The organism is Ruegeria sp. L12, from assembly GCF_056531745.1.
In genome coordinates, this window is record NZ_JBQFMH010000001.1 from 405,457 (window position 1) to 421,448 (window position 15,992).

The 15,992-nt window shown below is 60.6% G+C and carries 21 protein-coding genes and 1 tRNA gene; 14 read left to right on the plus strand and 8 right to left on the minus strand.

Annotated elements, in window-relative coordinates:
* Position 1: 1 nt before the first annotated feature.
* The gene (locus ACR0K9_RS01970; protein ID WP_480531577.1) at positions 2-1,135 is read right to left on the minus strand and encodes a polysaccharide biosynthesis/export family protein; all 1,134 of its coding nucleotides are present in this window, start codon (positions 1,133-1,135) and stop codon (positions 2-4) included.
* 79 nt (positions 1,136-1,214) lie between these two features.
* The gene (locus ACR0K9_RS01975; RefSeq protein ID WP_480820331.1) at positions 1,215-2,513 is read right to left on the minus strand and encodes a capsule biosynthesis protein; all 1,299 of its coding nucleotides are present in this window, start codon (positions 2,511-2,513) and stop codon (positions 1,215-1,217) included.
* A gap of 140 nt (positions 2,514-2,653) precedes the next feature.
* On the opposite strand from ACR0K9_RS01975, the gene ACR0K9_RS01980 reads away from it, so the two are divergent.
* The 5 genes from ACR0K9_RS01980 to ACR0K9_RS02000 all read left to right on the plus strand — a co-directional run bounded on the left by ACR0K9_RS01980 (position 2,654) and on the right by ACR0K9_RS02000 (position 5,869).
* Complete coding sequence (locus ACR0K9_RS01980) at positions 2,654-3,241, plus strand: riboflavin synthase (RefSeq protein WP_480820333.1); 588 nt, start codon at positions 2,654-2,656, stop codon at positions 3,239-3,241.
* A gap of 108 nt (positions 3,242-3,349) precedes the next feature.
* A complete protein-coding gene (gene ribB / locus ACR0K9_RS01985) occupies positions 3,350-4,471 on the plus strand; it encodes a 3,4-dihydroxy-2-butanone-4-phosphate synthase (protein ID WP_480820335.1) in 1,122 nt (373 codons plus the stop codon).
* A gap of 2 nt (positions 4,472-4,473) precedes the next feature.
* Positions 4,474-5,025, plus strand: a complete 552-nt coding sequence (locus ACR0K9_RS01990; RefSeq protein WP_480820337.1) for a 6,7-dimethyl-8-ribityllumazine synthase — start codon at positions 4,474-4,476, stop codon at positions 5,023-5,025.
* Positions 5,022-5,504, plus strand: a complete 483-nt coding sequence (nusB, locus tag ACR0K9_RS01995; RefSeq protein ID WP_480820339.1) for a transcription antitermination factor NusB — start codon at positions 5,022-5,024, stop codon at positions 5,502-5,504. The genes ACR0K9_RS01990 and nusB overlap by 4 nt, the downstream gene beginning before the upstream one ends.
* A 59-nt stretch (positions 5,505-5,563) precedes the next feature.
* Positions 5,564-5,869 (plus strand): hypothetical protein, encoded by a 306-nt coding sequence (locus tag ACR0K9_RS02000; RefSeq protein ID WP_480820341.1) that lies wholly within the window; start codon positions 5,564-5,566, stop codon positions 5,867-5,869.
* A 214-nt stretch (positions 5,870-6,083) separates the two neighbouring features.
* Here the strand turns inward: ACR0K9_RS02000 and ACR0K9_RS02005 are convergent, their stop codons facing one another.
* Positions 6,084-6,509 (minus strand): SRPBCC family protein, encoded by a 426-nt coding sequence (locus ACR0K9_RS02005; RefSeq protein WP_480820343.1) that lies wholly within the window; start codon positions 6,507-6,509, stop codon positions 6,084-6,086.
* Positions 6,506-6,826, minus strand: coding sequence for an ArsR/SmtB family transcription factor (locus ACR0K9_RS02010; protein ID WP_480820345.1), 321 nt, complete (start codon positions 6,824-6,826; stop codon positions 6,506-6,508). The genes ACR0K9_RS02005 and ACR0K9_RS02010 overlap by 4 nt, the downstream gene beginning before the upstream one ends.
* 105 nt (positions 6,827-6,931) lie before the next feature.
* On the opposite strand from ACR0K9_RS02010, the gene ACR0K9_RS02015 reads away from it, so the two are divergent.
* The gene (locus tag ACR0K9_RS02015; RefSeq protein ID WP_480820347.1) at positions 6,932-7,363 is read left to right on the plus strand and encodes an MmcB family DNA repair protein; all 432 of its coding nucleotides are present in this window, start codon (positions 6,932-6,934) and stop codon (positions 7,361-7,363) included.
* On the opposite strand, the gene ACR0K9_RS02020 is transcribed toward ACR0K9_RS02015, so the two are convergent.
* A complete protein-coding gene (locus tag ACR0K9_RS02020; protein WP_480531597.1) occupies positions 7,360-7,548 on the minus strand; it encodes a DUF6324 family protein in 189 nt (62 codons plus the stop codon). The genes ACR0K9_RS02015 and ACR0K9_RS02020 overlap by 4 nt on opposite strands.
* A 78-nt stretch (positions 7,549-7,626) precedes the next feature.
* Here ACR0K9_RS02020 and ACR0K9_RS02025 point away from each other — a divergent pair, with 78 nt between their 5' ends.
* The 6 genes from ACR0K9_RS02025 to ACR0K9_RS02050 all read left to right on the plus strand — a co-directional run bounded on the left by ACR0K9_RS02025 (position 7,627) and on the right by ACR0K9_RS02050 (position 11,741).
* Positions 7,627-8,109 carry an N-acetyltransferase family protein gene (locus ACR0K9_RS02025; protein ID WP_480820349.1) on the plus strand — a complete coding sequence of 161 codons (483 nt, stop codon included), beginning with the start codon at positions 7,627-7,629 and terminating at the stop codon, positions 8,107-8,109.
* A 47-nt stretch (positions 8,110-8,156) separates the two neighbouring features.
* Positions 8,157-8,233 (plus strand) — tRNA-His (locus ACR0K9_RS02030).
* Between the two features lie 91 nt (positions 8,234-8,324).
* A complete protein-coding gene (dusA, locus tag ACR0K9_RS02035; protein WP_480820351.1) occupies positions 8,325-9,344 on the plus strand; it encodes a tRNA dihydrouridine(20/20a) synthase DusA in 1,020 nt (339 codons plus the stop codon).
* A gap of 28 nt (positions 9,345-9,372) precedes the next feature.
* Complete coding sequence (locus tag ACR0K9_RS02040; RefSeq protein WP_480820353.1) at positions 9,373-10,197, plus strand: sulfite exporter TauE/SafE family protein; 825 nt, start codon at positions 9,373-9,375, stop codon at positions 10,195-10,197.
* Positions 10,191-10,976: a hypothetical protein gene (locus ACR0K9_RS02045; RefSeq protein WP_480820355.1), complete on the plus strand. Its 786-nt coding sequence runs from the start codon at positions 10,191-10,193 to the stop codon at positions 10,974-10,976. Before ACR0K9_RS02040 ends, ACR0K9_RS02045 begins: the two co-directional genes overlap by 7 nt.
* Positions 10,977-11,012: 36 nt before the next feature.
* Positions 11,013-11,741, plus strand: coding sequence for a SpoIIAA family protein (locus ACR0K9_RS02050; RefSeq protein WP_480820357.1), 729 nt, complete (start codon positions 11,013-11,015; stop codon positions 11,739-11,741).
* A gap of 494 nt (positions 11,742-12,235) precedes the next feature.
* Here the strand turns inward: ACR0K9_RS02050 and ACR0K9_RS02055 are convergent, their stop codons facing one another.
* Genes ACR0K9_RS02055 through ccmI form a run of 3 tightly spaced genes read right to left on the minus strand, consistent with a single transcriptional unit; the run spans position 12,236 to position 14,165 of the window.
* A complete protein-coding gene (locus ACR0K9_RS02055; protein WP_480531611.1) occupies positions 12,236-12,469 on the minus strand; it encodes a DUF1289 domain-containing protein in 234 nt (77 codons plus the stop codon).
* Positions 12,470-12,486: 17 nt separating this feature from the next.
* Positions 12,487-12,951, minus strand: a complete 465-nt coding sequence (gene ruvX / locus ACR0K9_RS02060; RefSeq protein WP_480531613.1) for a Holliday junction resolvase RuvX — start codon at positions 12,949-12,951, stop codon at positions 12,487-12,489.
* Positions 12,948-14,165, minus strand: a complete 1,218-nt coding sequence (gene ccmI, locus ACR0K9_RS02065) for a c-type cytochrome biogenesis protein CcmI (protein WP_480820359.1) — start codon at positions 14,163-14,165, stop codon at positions 12,948-12,950. Before ccmI ends, ruvX begins: the two co-directional genes overlap by 4 nt.
* A gap of 175 nt (positions 14,166-14,340) precedes the next feature.
* On the opposite strand from ccmI, the gene ACR0K9_RS02070 reads away from it, so the two are divergent.
* Complete coding sequence (locus ACR0K9_RS02070; protein WP_480820361.1) at positions 14,341-15,585, plus strand: sarcosine oxidase subunit beta family protein; 1,245 nt, start codon at positions 14,341-14,343, stop codon at positions 15,583-15,585.
* 76 nt (positions 15,586-15,661) lie between these two features.
* The gene (locus ACR0K9_RS02075; RefSeq protein ID WP_480531619.1) at positions 15,662-15,991 is read left to right on the plus strand and encodes a sarcosine oxidase subunit delta; all 330 of its coding nucleotides are present in this window, start codon (positions 15,662-15,664) and stop codon (positions 15,989-15,991) included.
* The last annotated feature ends 1 nt before the right edge of the window (position 15,992 follow it).

Here is a 15,992-nt window from a genome sequence, read left to right on the forward strand (position 1 = left end):
ATCAGCCGCCCGTCAGCGTCGCCACATTCGCAACCGGCGTCAGCCCTCCGGCGATCAGCGAGATGGATTTTGTCCATTGCGCATATGGGGCCTCGGTCACGTAGATCGTGTCGTCATCGCGGATGACAAAATCCCGTGCGATGAAAAGACCGTTGGGCGCGGTCAGGTTCAGCAGATAGATCATGCGCTGTTCGCCCTGAAGATCAGCGCGGCCCATGACGTTGCGGGCGATGTCCTGACGCTCGTTGCGCAGAATGAAGATGCCGGTCGGGTCCGAGGACAGTGATTGCAGCCCCCCCACCTGCGCCAACGCTTCGAGCGCTGAAAGGTCCTGGCTTTCAAAGGCCACGCGCGATTGCCCGCCTGTGGCCCCCAACGCGATATAGGACCGGCTGTCTTGTTCAACCAATATGCGGTCGCCGCCACGCAGAGCGATATCGGTTTCCGGGTTGCGGAACAGATCGTCATACCAGATCGTTCCGCGTTGCTTGCCGCGAATAACGGTCACCAATGCGATATCCGAGGCCACCGCCACGCCGCCCGCGCTGGCCAGCATGGTCGACAGGGTGCCGGTGGGCCGCTCGATCGGATAAATCCCCGGCGCGCCGATGGTGCCGGTCAGCGAAACAGTCGACCCATCGCCGGGTGTGCGGCTGACCTGAACCTGCGGGTCCGGCGTCTGTTCTTCCAGCTTCGAGGCGATCAGGGTGCGCAACTGCTCGGGCGTGTTGCCCGCAGCACGAACACGCCCCGCGTAAGGCACGAAGATGTAACCATCACTGTCGACCTGCAATTCGCTCAGATTGGCGGCGCCGCCTGCTGCTGAGGTCAGCAAGCCGTCTTCAACGTTTTCCCAGACGGTCAGGTTTAGCGTGTCGCCGGGACGAACCGTGTCCGACGCAACGCTTTGGGCGCTGCGGAAGGACTGCGAAAATCCGTATTGCGGAACGGCTGCGGTGGCGCGCGTGACGCGGTCATCGACTTCGACGACGAAGGCGTTGCCACCGTTCACGGTAGACCCGGACAGGATTTCGGTTTTGTTCGGGCCGGATTTCGGAAGCTGGCATGCTGCCAGCAGGCCAAGGGCTGCCACAAGGGAAGCCCCCCGTATCCATCGGGTAGGAAAGCGCTGCACTGCCGATTTACCTCAGTCGTCTTGATTTTGGGCAGGTTACCCGGTTGGTTTTCAAACTACCAGCGACAGTTGAGTGGAGCTAGCGAACAAGCTGCAACTGTGGCGCAGGGGTCGCGTTGCGGTTCAGAACTGCCTGATAGGGGTCCTGGGGGTGAAGCATCATATCGACCGCCCGCCGCAGCAACTGGCGTCGCCCGCGACGCGAATAGAAACCGCCCGGTACCTGGCTGGTTTCCAGCAAAAACTGCCGATAGGTCCGATAGGCGCTGTTATCGGGGAGGTCCGGAGCAGCAAAGAACGCCTCAAGGCTCTGCCCCGACACGAATTCCGGCTTGTCATAGACGGACCGCCCGAAAATCCGCAGGGGGATGCCGCGCCACAGCACCTGTTGTCCCGCGGTCGAGTTCACGGTGACCGCCGATCTGGCATCCGTAAGCAGCCCGGCCAATTTGCCGCCGGGGACATAATGCACCCGATCTTCAAGGCCCTGCGCACGCGCAAAGTCGCGGGCAAGGTGCCGCAATGGCTCACGATGGTTTTCCAGCGGATGTTCCTTGATGACAAGGTGATGATGGGTGGGCGCCCCTTTGGCGAAACCCGCGATCACCTGTTCAAGAAAGGCGCTCATGCAGTTGAAATCCGAATGCGACCGGACAGAGCTGTCATGTCCCAGCTGCAGCAGGACCAGATGATAGGGAAACCCGTTCCACCGAACCTTTGCCGTGGCAAGCGCGCGCTGAAGGCGATGAAAAGGCATCAGGATCAGACGTTTGAAATACAGCCGAAACTCTTTTGAAACCGGCAGATCCCTATGCCTGCGGAAGTTGCGGTAGCGGCGGTTCATGAACAGAACGAACCAGTGATACAACGCCCCGTAGAAGATGTGATGGCGCATATCCCCCCAATGGGTCGGCGGCGGAGGCGTTGCCCCCTCGGACCGCGCAAGGGCGGCCTGCATGTCCGCCACATCCAGCTCCATCAATCGAGAGTTCCCGTTCGAGCCGCCGCGCTCATACGTCACCCACCAGGGGCGCAGATACCCTTCCTCGAACACATGAACGGTCAGGCCAAGCTCTTGTGCGATGGACACAGCCTGGGCATGTACCGGTCGGGTGTCACCATAAAGCACGATATCGGTCACATCATGCGTGCGCACCAGGTTGCGGAATGTCTGCGGCCAATGCTCGGGTTCGCCCAAATAGGGGATATAGCTGCTGCGATCACGCCAGAACACCTGATCCCCGGCATTGAAACCAACCCGCCAGACCTGCGCCCCCGCCGCACGCAGCATCCGACCCAACGCGTTGAAGAACGGGCCGTGAGGTCCTTGCAGGAACATGAACACGCGCCGGTCAGGGCGAGGGGGGATGGATGTCATTCCGTCTGCTCGTGTCTTGGTCTTGTGGTGCGTATTGTTAAAATTATGCCTCTTTGTCACATTGGCGGCAAGGAGGGCTTGCCGGTTCGCCCATCGGTCTTTACCTGCACCCTTAACGCTAGGCTTTGAGGGTTGCCAAAATGTTTACAGGGATCGTCACCGATATAGGCACTGTCACCGAACTGGACCAACAGGGCGACCTGCGGGCCCGGATCGAAACCGCCTATGACACCGCGGGCATCGATATCGGCGCCTCGATTGCCAGCGACGGGGTTTGTCTGACCGTGATCGCGCTGGGGGATGACTGGTATGACGTGCAGATCAGCGCCGAGACGGTTTCGAAAACCAATCTGGCCAGCTGGGCGGTTGGGAAACGGATCAATCTGGAACGCGCCCTGAAAGTGGGTGATGAACTGGGCGGCCATATCGTTTCGGGGCATGTCGACGGCGTGGCCGAGGTTGTGGCGGTAAAGGACGAAGGCGACAGCACCCGGGTGACCCTGCGCGCGCCAAAGGATTTGGCGCGGTTCATCGCGCCGAAAGGCTCGGTTGCGCTGAACGGCACGTCACTAACCGTCAACGATGTGAATGACTGCGATTTCGGCATCAACTTCATCCCGCATACCAAAGAGGTCACGACCTGGGGCGATGTGGCGGTCGGAGATCAGGTGAATCTCGAGATCGACACGCTGGCACGCTATGTTGCGCGCCTGGCCGAGATGTCCTGACCGGCAAATACGTCGCGTCCGAACCTGCCCGCGCCGTTTGCGCTCTGGCCTTTGGACGCGGGGTGGTCTATCCCGCCTTGCAGAAATGCTCTTGTGAAAGGCTGCCCCATGAGCTTTGAAACCCCCGGTCCGGTCGAGGCCCAGCTGCGCGACGCGATCAGCCCGATCGAAGAGATCATCGACGAGGCGCGCGCGGGCCGGATGTATATTCTGGTCGATCACGAGGATCGCGAAAACGAAGGCGATCTGGTCATCGCCGCCGAGTTCGCCGATGCCGAGGCGATCAATTTCATGGCCACCCACGGGCGCGGTCTGATCTGTCTGCCGATGACGGCGGAACGGGTCGACAATCTGGGCCTGCCGATGATGGCCGTAAACAACTCGTCCCGGCACGAAACTGCGTTCACCGTTTCGATTGAGGCGCGCGAAGGTGTCAGCACCGGGATTTCCGCCGCCGACCGGGCGCTGACCGTGGCGACGGCGATCAACGAACAGAACACGATGGCCCATATCGCCACCCCCGGTCACATCTTCCCTCTGCGCGCTAAGCGGGGCGGGGTGCTGGTGCGCGCAGGCCATACCGAGGCTGCCGTAGATATCTCGCGTTTGGCCGGGTTGAACCCTTCCGGCGTGATCTGCGAGATCATGAAAGCGGACGGCACCATGGCGCGGCTGCCTGATCTGGTGGAATTCGCGCAGCAGCATGACATGAAGATCGGAACGATCAGCGACCTGATCGCGTACCGGTCGCGCAATGACAATCTGGTGGTCGAAACCTCGCGCGAAACTGTCACGTCGGAATATGGTGGCGAGTGGGAGATGCGGATCTTCACCGATCAGACCCACGGCATCGAGCATGTTGTGATGATCAAGGGCGACATCACCACGCCCGAGCCGGTACTGACCCGCACTCACGCCTTGCACGAAGCGCCCGACATTCTGGGGCTGGGGCCAAAATCGCCGCAGGAACTGCCGCGCGCGATGGAGAAAATCGCGGAAGAGGGGCGCGGCGTCGTCTGTCTGTTCCGCCAGCCGCGCAATTCGCTCTATGCGGCGGATGACGAAGGCCCGCGGACCATCAAGCAAACCGGACTGGGCGCGCAAATCCTGTCCAAGATGGGCGTTCAGGAACTGGTGTTGCTGACCGACTCGCCGGAAACCGTATATCTGGGGCTCGACGCGTTTGGCTTGTCCATCGTCGGCACCCGCTCGATCCTGAAGGAAGACTGATCATGGCTGCTCAAGACGAACACGGCGTTCTGCCGACACCCGAATTCGAGAAGCCGGTGAAGTTGCTGATCGTGGCGGCGCCGTTCTATCGCGCCATCGCCGACAATCTGATTTCCGGTGCCAAGGCCGAAATCGAAGCGGCGGGCGGCACCTGCGAAGTCGTCGAAGTGCCCGGCGCGCTGGAAATCCCCACCGCCATCGCCATGGCCGACCGTCAGTGCAATTTCGACGGTTATGTCGCGCTGGGCTGCGTCATTCGCGGCGAGACCACGCATTATGAAACCGTCTGTAATGATTCCAGCCGGGCCATCCAGTTGATGGGGCTTCAGGGGCTGTGCATCGGCAACGGCATCCTGACCGTGGAAAACAACGATCAGGCCGAAGTGCGCGCGAATCCGGAAAAGATGAATAAAGGTGGCGGAGCGGCCGTTGCGGCCTTGCATCTGATCGCGCTCAGCCGTAAGTGGGGCGCTTCCAAAAAGGGCGTGGGCTTCAAGCCGCCGTCCGAGTCCATCCTTGTGGCGGGCGACAGCAACGGACCCACGACAGCATGACCAAGACAGACGCGCCGAAACCGGCCAACCAGAAACGCCTGATGAAATCTGCCGCCCGGCTTTATGCCGTGCAGGCGTTGTTCCAGATGGAGCAATCGGGCCAGACGACCGAGCAGGTTGTGACCGAGTTTCTGGATCACCGGTTCGGAGCCGTCTACGAGGGCGAGGAAATGCTGGATGGCGACATCAGCGTTTTCCGTAGACTGGTTGACGATGCAGTGAACTATCAGGCCCCGATCGACCAGATGACCGACCGGGCATTGGTGGCCAAATGGCCCATCGCGCGCATCGACCCGACCTTGCGCGCTGTGTTCCGTGCGGCGGGGGCTGAACTGACCCAAAGCGACACGCCGCCCAAGGTGGTTATCACCGAGTTTGTCGACGTGGCCCGGGCCTTTTTCCCCGAAGGCAAAGAGCCGAAATTCGTCAACGCCGTGTTGGATCACATGGCGCGCGAGGCGCAGCCCGAGGCATTCTGACACCTTTACCCGGACCAGATATGCGCTAACCTGAATATTATAGCGCTATGAGGTTCGCCATGCCCAAACTGATCCGCCTATATATCACACAAGTTGCCTGGGGATTTGCCATTTCGGCTGTGTTTGTCGGCGTTTTGCTGGCGTTGAACGTGGCCAACCTGCGGCATCTGATCCTGAGTTCCGAGATCGGCCTGATCGCCTTGGCGATGATCTGGTTCATGAACGGCATCGTGTTCGCAGGTGTTCAGTTCGCCTATAAGATCATGAGCATGGCCGAAAAGCCGCAAGGCCCCCGGCGGGGAACACCGGTCGTTAACACGTTCAAGCCTGCTCTGGCGAAACAGGAAGCCCGCGCAGAGCGCTGAATTTCCGTGGAAAATGTGGCGGGACCACCAGTCAACCGTGCGGTTTGATTCCCGAGGACCTGTATGTACAGGTGGGCGCCGGGTAATCAGGCCAGGACCTGAACAGAGCCAGCCCCCTCGGAATTGCTTAAGGCCACCAGAATGCTACCTGTCACAAGAAGGGCAGAACCCGCCAAAGGCCTAACTAGGGCGTATGGCGGGCGCGTACAAGGGGTCAGGCGTCAACAGTTTCGTGCAATGTGGTGCGCATCTTGCCGAAATGCTCGTCCCAGCCATTGTCCAACGCAAGGATCAGGCCAAAGGCGTCAGCACCCTGCGGCAGACCTTCATGGACCAGCCCCAGACGGGTGCCGCCTGCTACAGGTTCCAGCGTCCATTTCACCACGCTGACCGCATCACCCATCGGTTTCACCGTGAATGTATATTCCAGGTATTGCGGCTTGCGAGCCTCGCGCACTTCGCCCCAGATCAAAAGGTCGCCGCTGGTGGTGCCGAACATCTCTAGCTTGTCGCCCTGAGCAAGCGGACGTTTGGGTTTGTGAAACCACTCGGCCAGGTGTTCCGGCTGTGTGAGATAGGCCCAGACGGTCTCGGGTTCGGCCCGCAGGAAGATAGTTTTCTGCAAAACGGCATTCGTCATTTCTCTTTCCTTTCAATTGCTTCTTTCAGGATTGCAAGGCGGTCGTCCCAGAAACGGTCAAAGTAGCTGAGCCAGTCGAGGACCGGAGCCATCCCCATTGGCTCAAGGCGATTGATGCGTTCACGTCCGCGCGCCTCGACAGTGATCAACCCTCCGTCAGACAAGACTGTCAGGTGCTTTTTGACGGCGGCGCGCGTCATGTCGAAGCGATCGGTCAATTGCCCGATCGTCATGTCTTGCGCCGCCAGCATCTGAACGATGTCGCGGCGGGTTGGGTCCGCAAGCGCACGGAACGCGTTTTGGGTTTGCGTGTTCATCGGATACCTCAGATGGAGTACCATTTGGTTTCATATAAATGAGATACTAAATGGTATCATGTCAAGCCTCTTGAAATTTGTTCATGAATTGTTCACATTTGCCTCATGACGCTGGACCTGCAACCCGGACAGAAACTTGCGCGCGGTGTTTCGCGCCACTTGGCGAGCCATGGCTATGTTTCGATTGAAGAATTCGTCCCGTCCCGAGGGCTGCGGGTCGATGTCATGGGCCTTGGACCCAAGGGCGAGATTTGGGTGGTCGAATGCAAATCCAGCCGCGCCGATTATCAGTCGGATTCCAAGTGGCAGGGCTATCTGGAATGGTGCGACCGATTCTTTTGGGCCGTAGATACGGATTTCCCGACCGAGCTGTTGCCGGCTGAAACAGGCCTGATCATTGCTGACGCATACGACGCCGAAATCATCCGTATGGGGCCTGAAAGCAAGCTGGCCCCGGCGCGGCGCAAGAAGATGGTGCAGAAATTTGCGGTGGACGCGGCCCGCAGGTTGCAGGCGCTACGTGACCCCCGGCTTTAGCCTGTGACCGCCCGCGCAGCCTGAGCGGCGGCGCGGATTTCTTCGGCGATCTCTTCAGCTTCCTCGGGGTCGAAATCCATCGGAATCTCGATGCCGGCACCCTCGATGAACAGGCGCACCATGCCCTGATCGGTCGGCCCGATCTGAAGATTCGCTTCGATGTCGCGTTCGGTGTTGATGCCCATATGTGCCTCCGGGAAATGCGCCTTGGTGCTAACGCGCGGCGGGTTGAGAATCAAGCGCACTATGAGGTCAGATAAGGCATGGAAAGCATCATACTCAGACCCTTCTGCGACAAGGATGCGCCTTGGCTGGTCGCGCAACACGACGTCCTCTATTCCCGCGACGAAGGGTTTGATGACAGTTTCGGTGCTTTGGTCGCCCGTATCCTTGCGGATTTCGTCGCTGACCACGACCGTGCGTGCGAACAGGGCTGGATCGCTGAACGTGCGGGCACGCGTCTTGGCAGCATCTTCTGTGTCAGACAGGATGCCCAAACGGCCAAGCTGCGCCTGTTTCTGTTGGTGCCCGAAGCACGCGGGCAGGGGCTGGGCAAACGATTGCTGACCACCTGCATGAGCTTTGCGCGCGATGTCGGATATCGCGAGATGGTGCTGTGGACTCATGAAAGCCACGCTGCTGCCTGCGCGCTGTATCGTGCGTTTGGATGGGAGCTGACCGGCAGCAAGCCGGTGCATTCTTTCGGAGTCGATCTGATAGAACAAAGCTGGCGAATTCAGCTTTAATCCCCTTGCAATCCCCGCACGCCTTCGCTAAATCGCCCCTCACGAGTGCCGCCTTAGCTCAGTTGGTTAGAGCGCTGGATTGTGGATCCAGAGGTCCCCTGTTCAAGCCAGGGAGGCGGTACCATTTTCCAAAGATCGGGAACGGTTTGCCCTTGGTGGGTCTTCAGGTATATCCGGTGCTTGGCGAAAACCGCATCCTGACGACGTGAAAAGACATGCCGGACAAGAACCTGACAGATATCCGAAGAAGCGCGCGCCTGTCCGTTGCACCCATGATGGACTGGACCGATAAGAACTGTCGGTATCTGCATCGTCTGCTCAGTTCCGAAACTCTGCTTTATACGGAAATGGTCACCGCCCCTGCTTTGGTGCGCGGCGGGGCGCTGCATCTGTTGGATTACAACCCGCAAGAGCATCCGGTGGCGTTGCAGTTGGGGGGCTCGGATGCACGGGAACTGGCCCAGGCGGCGGCTCTGGGTGCTGAGGCCGGGTATGATGAGATCAACCTGAACTGTGGCTGCCCGTCCGATCGGGTGCAGTCCGGGACATTCGGCGCAGTTTTGATGCGCGAGCCTGAACGGGTTGCGGACTGTGTTAAGGCGATGCGAGAGGCGGTGGATGTCGAAGTCACCGTGAAATGCCGGATTGGCGTCGATGAGCAGGAGCCTGACGAGGTGCTGCCCGCTTTTCTTGAGCAGATTCGCAATGCCGGGTGTGGACGCGTCACTATCCATGCGCGCAAAGCGTGGTTGCAAGGGTTAAGTCCTAAGGAAAACAGGGATATTCCGCCTCTGGACTATGATCTTGTGCACCGGATGAAGGCTGAATTTCCGGACATGCACATCTCGATCAACGGTGGCATCACCTCGCTTGCGCAGGCGCAACGGCATCTGGAGGCCGGGTTGGATGGTGTCATGATTGGACGCGCGGCCTATCATCAGCCGACGGATATTCTGGCCGCTGCCGATCCGCTGATCTTCGGAACGGGTAAAGTCGCCGATCCCATTGAGGTGGTGCAGAAAATGCTGCCCTATGTCGAGGCGCATCTTGCCGAAGGGGGGCGCTTGCACCAGATCACCCGGCATATGCTGGGCCTGTTCGCGGGTCGTCCCGGCGCGCGGGGGTGGCGGCGGATGCTGTCCGAGGGCGCGGTACGCGAGGGGGCTGGCCCGGATGTGATCTTGCAGGCGCTGGACTCTGTCGCGTCACTGTCGCAGGTGGAACAGGTGGTTTGAGACGGCCCCGGGCCGGTATGGGGGAACTATGCCCGAGATGATGTTGCTGGCCCAGATGCTGGGCCTTCTGCTTGTGATCGGCGCACTGGCCGGGGTGCTGGCCGGGTTATTGGGCGTCGGGGGTGGCATCGTTTTGGTGCCTGCGTTTTTCTATGCGTTTCAGACGCTTGGATATGGCGGGCCGCAATTGATGCAGCTGTGCCTGGCGACCTCGCTGGCGACAATCATTGTCACCTCGGTTCGGTCGGTTCTGAGCCACAACAAGAAAGGCGCGGTCGATTGGGACATCTTGCGCAGTTGGGGGCCGGGTATTGCTGTGGGCGCCATGGTTGGCGTTCTGGTGGCCTCGGCGCTGCGAACGGAGTTTCTGCAGGCGCTGTTCGGTGCGCTGGGCGTGGTGATCGGCCTGTATCTCGGTTTGGGCAAATCCGAATGGCGCTTGGGGGATGCCATGCCGAAAGGTCTGCGCCGCGCCGCGCTTTCGCCTTCGGTGGGATTTCTTTCGGTTCTGATGGGGATCGGTGGGGGCAGCTTCGGCGTGCCGCTGATGAGCCTTTATAACACACCCATTCACCGCGCCGTGGCGACGGCGGCGGGGTTTGGCGTGATCATCGCGGTGCCCTCGGTGATCGGGTTTCTGTTCCTGAACATCGCCCCGGAACACCGCCCGCCATGGACCATCGGTGCGGTCAATCTGGTAGCTTTCGGGATCATCGTGGCGATGACCATGATTACTGCCCCGTGGGGGGTAAAACTGGCCCATGCAATGGACCCGAAGCCGCTGAGGCGGGTGTTTGCGGTCTTTCTGACACTGATTGCGCTGAACATGCTGAGAAAGGCATTGGGGTGGTAGAGACCTTTCATGCCCGAGGCTGGGTAAAGTTTCCCTATGATCCGGTGCTGGCGGATTGGGTGACCCATGCGCTGCCTTCGGCGCGGGCGTCGGTCTGCGATCCCGCGCATGCCGAATGGCATGACTGTGAGGGCACATGGTTCATCGGCGTCGACGCGCTGGACAACGACGCGCAGGGCAGGGTGGCGGACTCGCCCGTCCTGAGCGGTGCAGCGATTGCGTCGGCATATCAGCAATTCGGGCCGATTGATCTGCACAAAGGGCAGGTTTCAGTGATTTATCCGGGCTACCCGCAGCCCCGGCGTGGCGAAAGCGAGGCTGCTGCAGGGTATCGTGCGCGACGGGATGCGGCGCATGTGGACGGGCTGAAACCGATGGGACCTGACCGGCGGCGTCGGGTCGATGAACCGCATGCGTGGATACTGGGAATTCCGCTGACCGAGGCCAGCGCAGATGCGGCGCCGATGGTGCTTTGGGACGGCAGTCACAAGATCCTGGGTGATGCGTTCCACGACGCGTTGAAGGATGTGCCAAATGATCAACTGGCCAGCGCGGATATCACCGACATTTATCAGGCCGCCCGCCGCGACGTGTTCGAAACCTGCCCTCGGATCGAACTGCCGGCGCGTCCCGGCGAGGCCTATCTGCTACATCGCCACTGTCTGCATGGTGTTGCGCCTTGGGGTCCGGATGCCAACGCAGGGCCGGATGGACGGATGATCGCTTATTTCCGCCCCGAGTTGCCCGGCGGAGTAGCGCAATGGCTCGAATCTCCGTAACCTCCTGCCATTATTTGGCTTTGGAGAGTTGGTTCGATGATTACGGTTCACACAAACGCCGATGGCACACTGATCGAGGTCGAGCTGTCGGGTGAGGTCACCAGCGCCGATTATGCCTCCACGCTGGTTCCCGCGATTGAGGCGGCACTGGAAGAACATGACGCCATCCGCCTGCTGGCGATCGTGACGTCCGAGTTCAAGGGATACGATCTGGGCGCGGCCTGGTCGGACACCAAGCTGGGGCTCAGTCACTGGCGCGGATTCGACCGGATCGGTGTTGTGGCCGATCAGGGGTGGGTGCAAACCAGCGTGCGTCTGGCCGCGCCGATCCTGCCATGCCCGGTGCATGTGTTTGGCCTGGAAGAGCTGGAGGTGGCGCGCCGTTGGATGCGCGAGTCTCTGGGCGCGATCCACGTGACCGATCTGGGTGGGCCCTGCGTTCAGATCAGCCTGATGGGGAAGCTCGATTCCGAAGAGTACAAACAGGCACAATCCGATCTCGACGCGTTGCTGCAAAACCGCGAGGGGTTCCGGCTGCTGATCGATCTGCGGGAGTTTGACGGCTGGCAGGGGCTGTCGGCGATGGGGGCGCATTTCCGCCTTGCTGCCGGGCATATCGGTGTGTTGGACCGCGCCGCGATTGTTGGGGACAAGACCTGGCAGAAGATGGCGCAACGCATGGCCAGCCACGTGCTGGGCACGCGCACCGAGTATTTCCCGGCAGAGGATTACGAAAACGCCAAGTCCTGGTTGGCGGCGGGTTGAAACTGCTCTGTCAAATATGAGTGCTCAGAGTGACGCCGCGTCATAAAACACGCGGCCAAGCGCCCTGTGAAACCGGCAAGATACTGAAGTGTCACAAAGAAGCTTGAAAGGGGTGGATTTCTGCGAAATTGCCGCGGATTTTCCCCCTTATTCAGAATCCGATCCCCCCTAGATGCGCGGCATTGCTGCTAACAACCCAGACTTGCGACCGCGCAACGCTGTTGACCTTAGAAGGTGAACAGTCGACGGCGTTTTGTCTGGACCCTGGTGGGAGGGGAAAAATGCCTTTGAGAAAATTGCTTTCCACTGTTTTCGATGGAAACACTCTGCCTTCGTCAGCGGGCAACAAGATGTTGCGTGATCAACCTCAAAAATCCAGTGACGCCAAGCGAATGGAGAAGGCCGAGATTATGGCCCTGTTTCGACACGATCTGTCCGCAACACCGACCCTGCAGAAGACCCGGCAGAAACATGAACCTGAGGCGCGCAGGTGATCAGTCGCGGCTCATCCGAGCCGCGCGCCCGCCGCGACGCTTGGCCAGACGCGGTTTGCGCTCTGGCAATTCCTGCATGATTTCGGCACGCTCGGAACTGTCCATCTTGGACCAGCGAGAGATTTCGTCGATGGTGCGATAGCAGCCGGTGCAGATGCGTTCGGTCGGATGCACGACGCAAATCTGGACGCACGGGCTTTCGACCTCGTTCCGTTTCCAAACCATGTTTGTCATCTGCGTTTTCCGATCCGTTAAAGAAAGCGCAATCTGTCCAGCGCTCCTTGCAAGATATAACCGGCTGCGACGTGATCAATAACCTGTCCGCGACGCTTTCGTGTCGTATCCGCCTCAAGCAGGGCCTTTTCTGCGGCCACGGTGCTCAGACGCTCGTCCCAGAAGCCTATGGGCAAATCGGTCAGACGCGACAGATTCCGTGCAAAAGCGCGGGTGGATTGGCAGCGGGGACCTTCGCTGCCGTCCATATTCCGGGGCAGGCCCAGGACAATGCCGCCAATCTCACGCTCGGTCACGATCTCGATCAGCCGGGCCGAATCCAGGGTGAATTTCTTGCGCCGCACCGTCTCAAGCGGGGTGGCGACGCCGCGCATCCGGTCCGAGACGGCAACGCCGATGGTCTTTTCCCCCAGATCCAGCCCCATCAGGGCGGACATCGGGGTCAGGGATGTGGCGAAATCTTCAAACGCGTCGTGGATCATTGCGCGATTCCGGCCTGCAGGGCGGCGGCATCGATCATCTGCAACGCTTCGTCGTTGCCAGCAAACACTTCCATCGCCTCATCCCGGATGTCGATGGCGCGCTGGCCTTCACCCAATACGCCCAACGCGGCGATCAGCCGGGCCCATTCCTCGGGCGTGCCGCCTTCGGTCGCCAGCCGGTTCGAGAGGCCATCGACCATACCCCGGATCAGCTCTTGCCGCTCTTCCGGCGACATCTCGGCGGCTGCGCTTACATCGTCCTGACTAGGCCCCGAGGCTGCGAAGTCGGGCGCGTTGAACACACCGGCACGGAACGCCAGCTCATCGATTTGCGCACGGATCGCGTTCGCCCAGGGCGCGCCGGGCGGGGCATCATTCAGGGTTTCAACCCAAACGCGGTAGGCCCTGTCCGGTCGTCCGATCTGTGCCAGCATCTGACCCCAGTAATATCGGGCAGGACCCAGTTTAGGTTTGCGTTCCAGCGCCTGCCGAAGGGCGGTTTCAGCTTCGGGCGAGACATAACCCCCGGCAGCCAGAATCATCATCTCGGCCAGGTCGGCATAAGCCTCTGCAGGGGCGTTGGTCCCAGACAGTTCGATGACCCGCGATTGCGCCTCATATCCTGCCTTGAAGTTCCCGGCATTGGTTTCATGCTGCGCCAGCAGGATATGTCCCTGCAGATCGTCCGGACGTTGGGCCACGGTTTCGCGCAGGCGGTTCAGCAAGGTGGCATAGCTTTTTTCCAGCGGCGGCGTCTGAATCGGGGTCGCCCCCTCTTCGGCGTCTGTCTGGCTGGGTCGGCTGGCACGCAGCTCATCCGCCATCTCCATCCGGGCGGTCAAAGGCATATCCGGAAACCCGGCAGCACCCATCTGGCGGTACATGGCCAGAGCACCCCCCACCAGCACAATAGCCATCAGTCCCAAGGTAATGGCCGTCGCGGCGCGCGACGGTCCTGCCGCCCCGGCCTCGGCTCGCATCTGGGCATCCGCAGCCAGAATGCGGCGTGAGATTTCGGTGCGCACACGCTCGGCATCCGCTTCGGCGATCACGCCTCGGGCCAGGTCTTTGTCGACGCTCGCCAACTGCTCGCGATAGACTCTGAGGTCATAGGCGGCCGTCGGCTCGTCCGAGCGTCGCCCCCGCAGTAGCGTGAAGCCCAGAAATACGGTAATCAGCAGTGCGATCAGGAATATGAGAACCCAGAACGGCATGGTCCCTCCGAAACAGTTGCCCTGATTTAGACCTCTGAGCCCGGCGACAAAAGGGACAAAAGGCCGCGAAGCGCGCTCATGTCGCAATAGCGCAATATTGCGACGTTGCATGGCACGGGTAAAATGTCGCCGCGCGGCATACCTGCGCCAATCACCGGACCGGATGGATTCGCTTATGAAACACTACTCAGCCTTTGCTGTGGCGCGTGAAGCGCTGCGCTATCACACCGGATGGGAGCGCGCATGGCGTTCGCCCCAGCCCAAAAAGCGCTATGACGTCATCATTGTCGGCGCGGGTGGCCACGGTCTTGCGACCGCGTATTACCTGGGCAAGAACTATGGCATCCAGAATGTCGCCGTGATCGAAAAGGGCTGGCTGGGCGGTGGCAACACCGGCCGGAACACGACCATCATCCGGTCGAACTATCTGCAGGACCCGTCGGCGGCGATCTATGAAAAAGCGCGCAGCCTGTATGAGGATCTGAGCCAGGACCTGAACTACAACATCATGTTCAGCCCGCGCGGCGTGATGATGCTGGCCCAGACCCAGCACGAGATTCGCGGCTATCAGCGCACGGCCCACGCCAATGCGCTGCAGGGTGTAAAGACCGAATGGATCAAGCCCGAGCGCGTCAAGGAACTGGTGCCGATCATCAATCTGGACGGTCCGCGCTATCCGGTTCTGGGCGCGCTGTGGCAGGAACGCGGCGGCACTGCCCGCCACGATGCGGTCGCTTGGGGCTATGCCCGCGCCTGTTCGGCCATGGGCATGGATATCATCCAGCAATGCGAAGTGACCGGCGTGCGTTCCGACAATGGCCGCGTTGTGGGTGTCGACACCACCAAGGGCGCCATTGATTGCGACAAGCTGGGCATCGTGGTTGCGGGCCATTCCGGTCAGCTGGCCGAGATGGCGGGCTTCCGTCTGCCGCTTGAAGCCATTGCGCTGCAGGCGCTGGTCTCGGAACCGATCAAACCCTGCATGGACGTGGTCGTGATGGCCAACACCGTGCATGGCTATATGTCTCAGTCCGACAAGGGTGAGATGGTGATCGGCGGTGGCACCGACGGGTTCAACAACTTCACCCAGCGCGGCAGCTTCCACCATATTGAGGAAACCGTGCGCGCATTGGTCGAAACCTTCCCGATGATCTCGCGCCTGAAGATGCTGCGCCAGTGGGGCGGGATCGTGGACATGACCGGCGACCGCTCGCCGATCCTGTCGAAAACCCCGCTGCAGGGCTGCTTCATCAACGGCGGCTGGGGCACCGGCGGCTTCAAGGCCATCCCGGGTTCGGGTTGGGGCATGGCGCAGCTGATGGCCACCGGCCATTCGCCGCTGACCGAAGCCTTCTCGATGGACCGCTTCAAAGAGGGCCGCTTCATCGACGAAAGCGTCGCCGCCGGGGTGGCGCACTAAGGGTCCGGCCCGAACGTGCCACTTCAAAGAATTTCGGTTGGCCCCGGTGCCAACCACCCGTCAAAAGGATGAACACATGCTGATCCTGAATTGCCCTTGTTGCGGCGTGGACGCAGAAGAAACCGAACTGGCCGCTGGCGGCGAGGCGCATCTGAAGCGTTTCGGCCCCGGCTCGTCGGATGACGAATTCCACGACTACCTGTTCATGCGCGAAAACCCCAAAGGCGTGCATTTCGAACGCTGGCGCCATGCCAATGGCTGCGGCAAGTGGTTCCACGCCGCCCGCTGCACGCAGACGCTCGAGGTGTTCGGCACCTATTCGGCGCAAACCACCGAGCCACCGCAGGAGATCAAGGACGCGATCACAGCCAAACGCCCCGGCTGGACGTGGAGAGCGTTCTCCTGAT

Excerpts from the sequence above, each read along its gene's own strand:
- ACR0K9_RS01975 (WP_480820331.1), bottom strand. The coding sequence starts at position 2,513 with ATGACATCCATCCCCCCTCGCCCTGACCGGCGCGTGTTCATGTTCCTG.
- ACR0K9_RS01980 (WP_480820333.1), top strand. The coding sequence starts at position 2,654 with ATGTTTACAGGGATCGTCACCGATATAGGCACTGTCACCGAACTGGAC.
- ribB (WP_480820335.1), top strand. The coding sequence starts at position 3,350 with ATGAGCTTTGAAACCCCCGGTCCGGTCGAGGCCCAGCTGCGCGACGCG.
- ACR0K9_RS01990 (WP_480820337.1), top strand. The coding sequence starts at position 4,474 with ATGGCTGCTCAAGACGAACACGGCGTTCTGCCGACACCCGAATTCGAG.
- nusB (WP_480820339.1), top strand. The coding sequence starts at position 5,022 with ATGACCAAGACAGACGCGCCGAAACCGGCCAACCAGAAACGCCTGATG.
- ACR0K9_RS02000 (WP_480820341.1), top strand. The coding sequence starts at position 5,564 with ATGCCCAAACTGATCCGCCTATATATCACACAAGTTGCCTGGGGATTT.
- ACR0K9_RS02005 (WP_480820343.1), bottom strand. The coding sequence starts at position 6,509 with ATGACGAATGCCGTTTTGCAGAAAACTATCTTCCTGCGGGCCGAACCC.
- ACR0K9_RS02010 (WP_480820345.1), bottom strand. The coding sequence starts at position 6,826 with ATGAACACGCAAACCCAAAACGCGTTCCGTGCGCTTGCGGACCCAACC.
- ACR0K9_RS02015 (WP_480820347.1), top strand. The coding sequence starts at position 6,932 with ATGACGCTGGACCTGCAACCCGGACAGAAACTTGCGCGCGGTGTTTCG.
- ACR0K9_RS02020 (WP_480531597.1), bottom strand. The coding sequence starts at position 7,548 with ATGGGCATCAACACCGAACGCGACATCGAAGCGAATCTTCAGATCGGG.
- ACR0K9_RS02025 (WP_480820349.1), top strand. The coding sequence starts at position 7,627 with ATGGAAAGCATCATACTCAGACCCTTCTGCGACAAGGATGCGCCTTGG.
- dusA (WP_480820351.1), top strand. The coding sequence starts at position 8,325 with ATGCCGGACAAGAACCTGACAGATATCCGAAGAAGCGCGCGCCTGTCC.
- ACR0K9_RS02040 (WP_480820353.1), top strand. The coding sequence starts at position 9,373 with ATGCCCGAGATGATGTTGCTGGCCCAGATGCTGGGCCTTCTGCTTGTG.
- ACR0K9_RS02050 (WP_480820357.1), top strand. The coding sequence starts at position 11,013 with ATGATTACGGTTCACACAAACGCCGATGGCACACTGATCGAGGTCGAG.
- ACR0K9_RS02055 (WP_480531611.1), bottom strand. The coding sequence starts at position 12,469 with ATGACAAACATGGTTTGGAAACGGAACGAGGTCGAAAGCCCGTGCGTC.
- ruvX (WP_480531613.1), bottom strand. The coding sequence starts at position 12,951 with ATGATCCACGACGCGTTTGAAGATTTCGCCACATCCCTGACCCCGATG.
- ccmI (WP_480820359.1), bottom strand. The coding sequence starts at position 14,165 with ATGCCGTTCTGGGTTCTCATATTCCTGATCGCACTGCTGATTACCGTA.
- ACR0K9_RS02070 (WP_480820361.1), top strand. The coding sequence starts at position 14,341 with ATGAAACACTACTCAGCCTTTGCTGTGGCGCGTGAAGCGCTGCGCTAT.
- ACR0K9_RS02075 (WP_480531619.1), top strand. The coding sequence starts at position 15,662 with ATGCTGATCCTGAATTGCCCTTGTTGCGGCGTGGACGCAGAAGAAACC.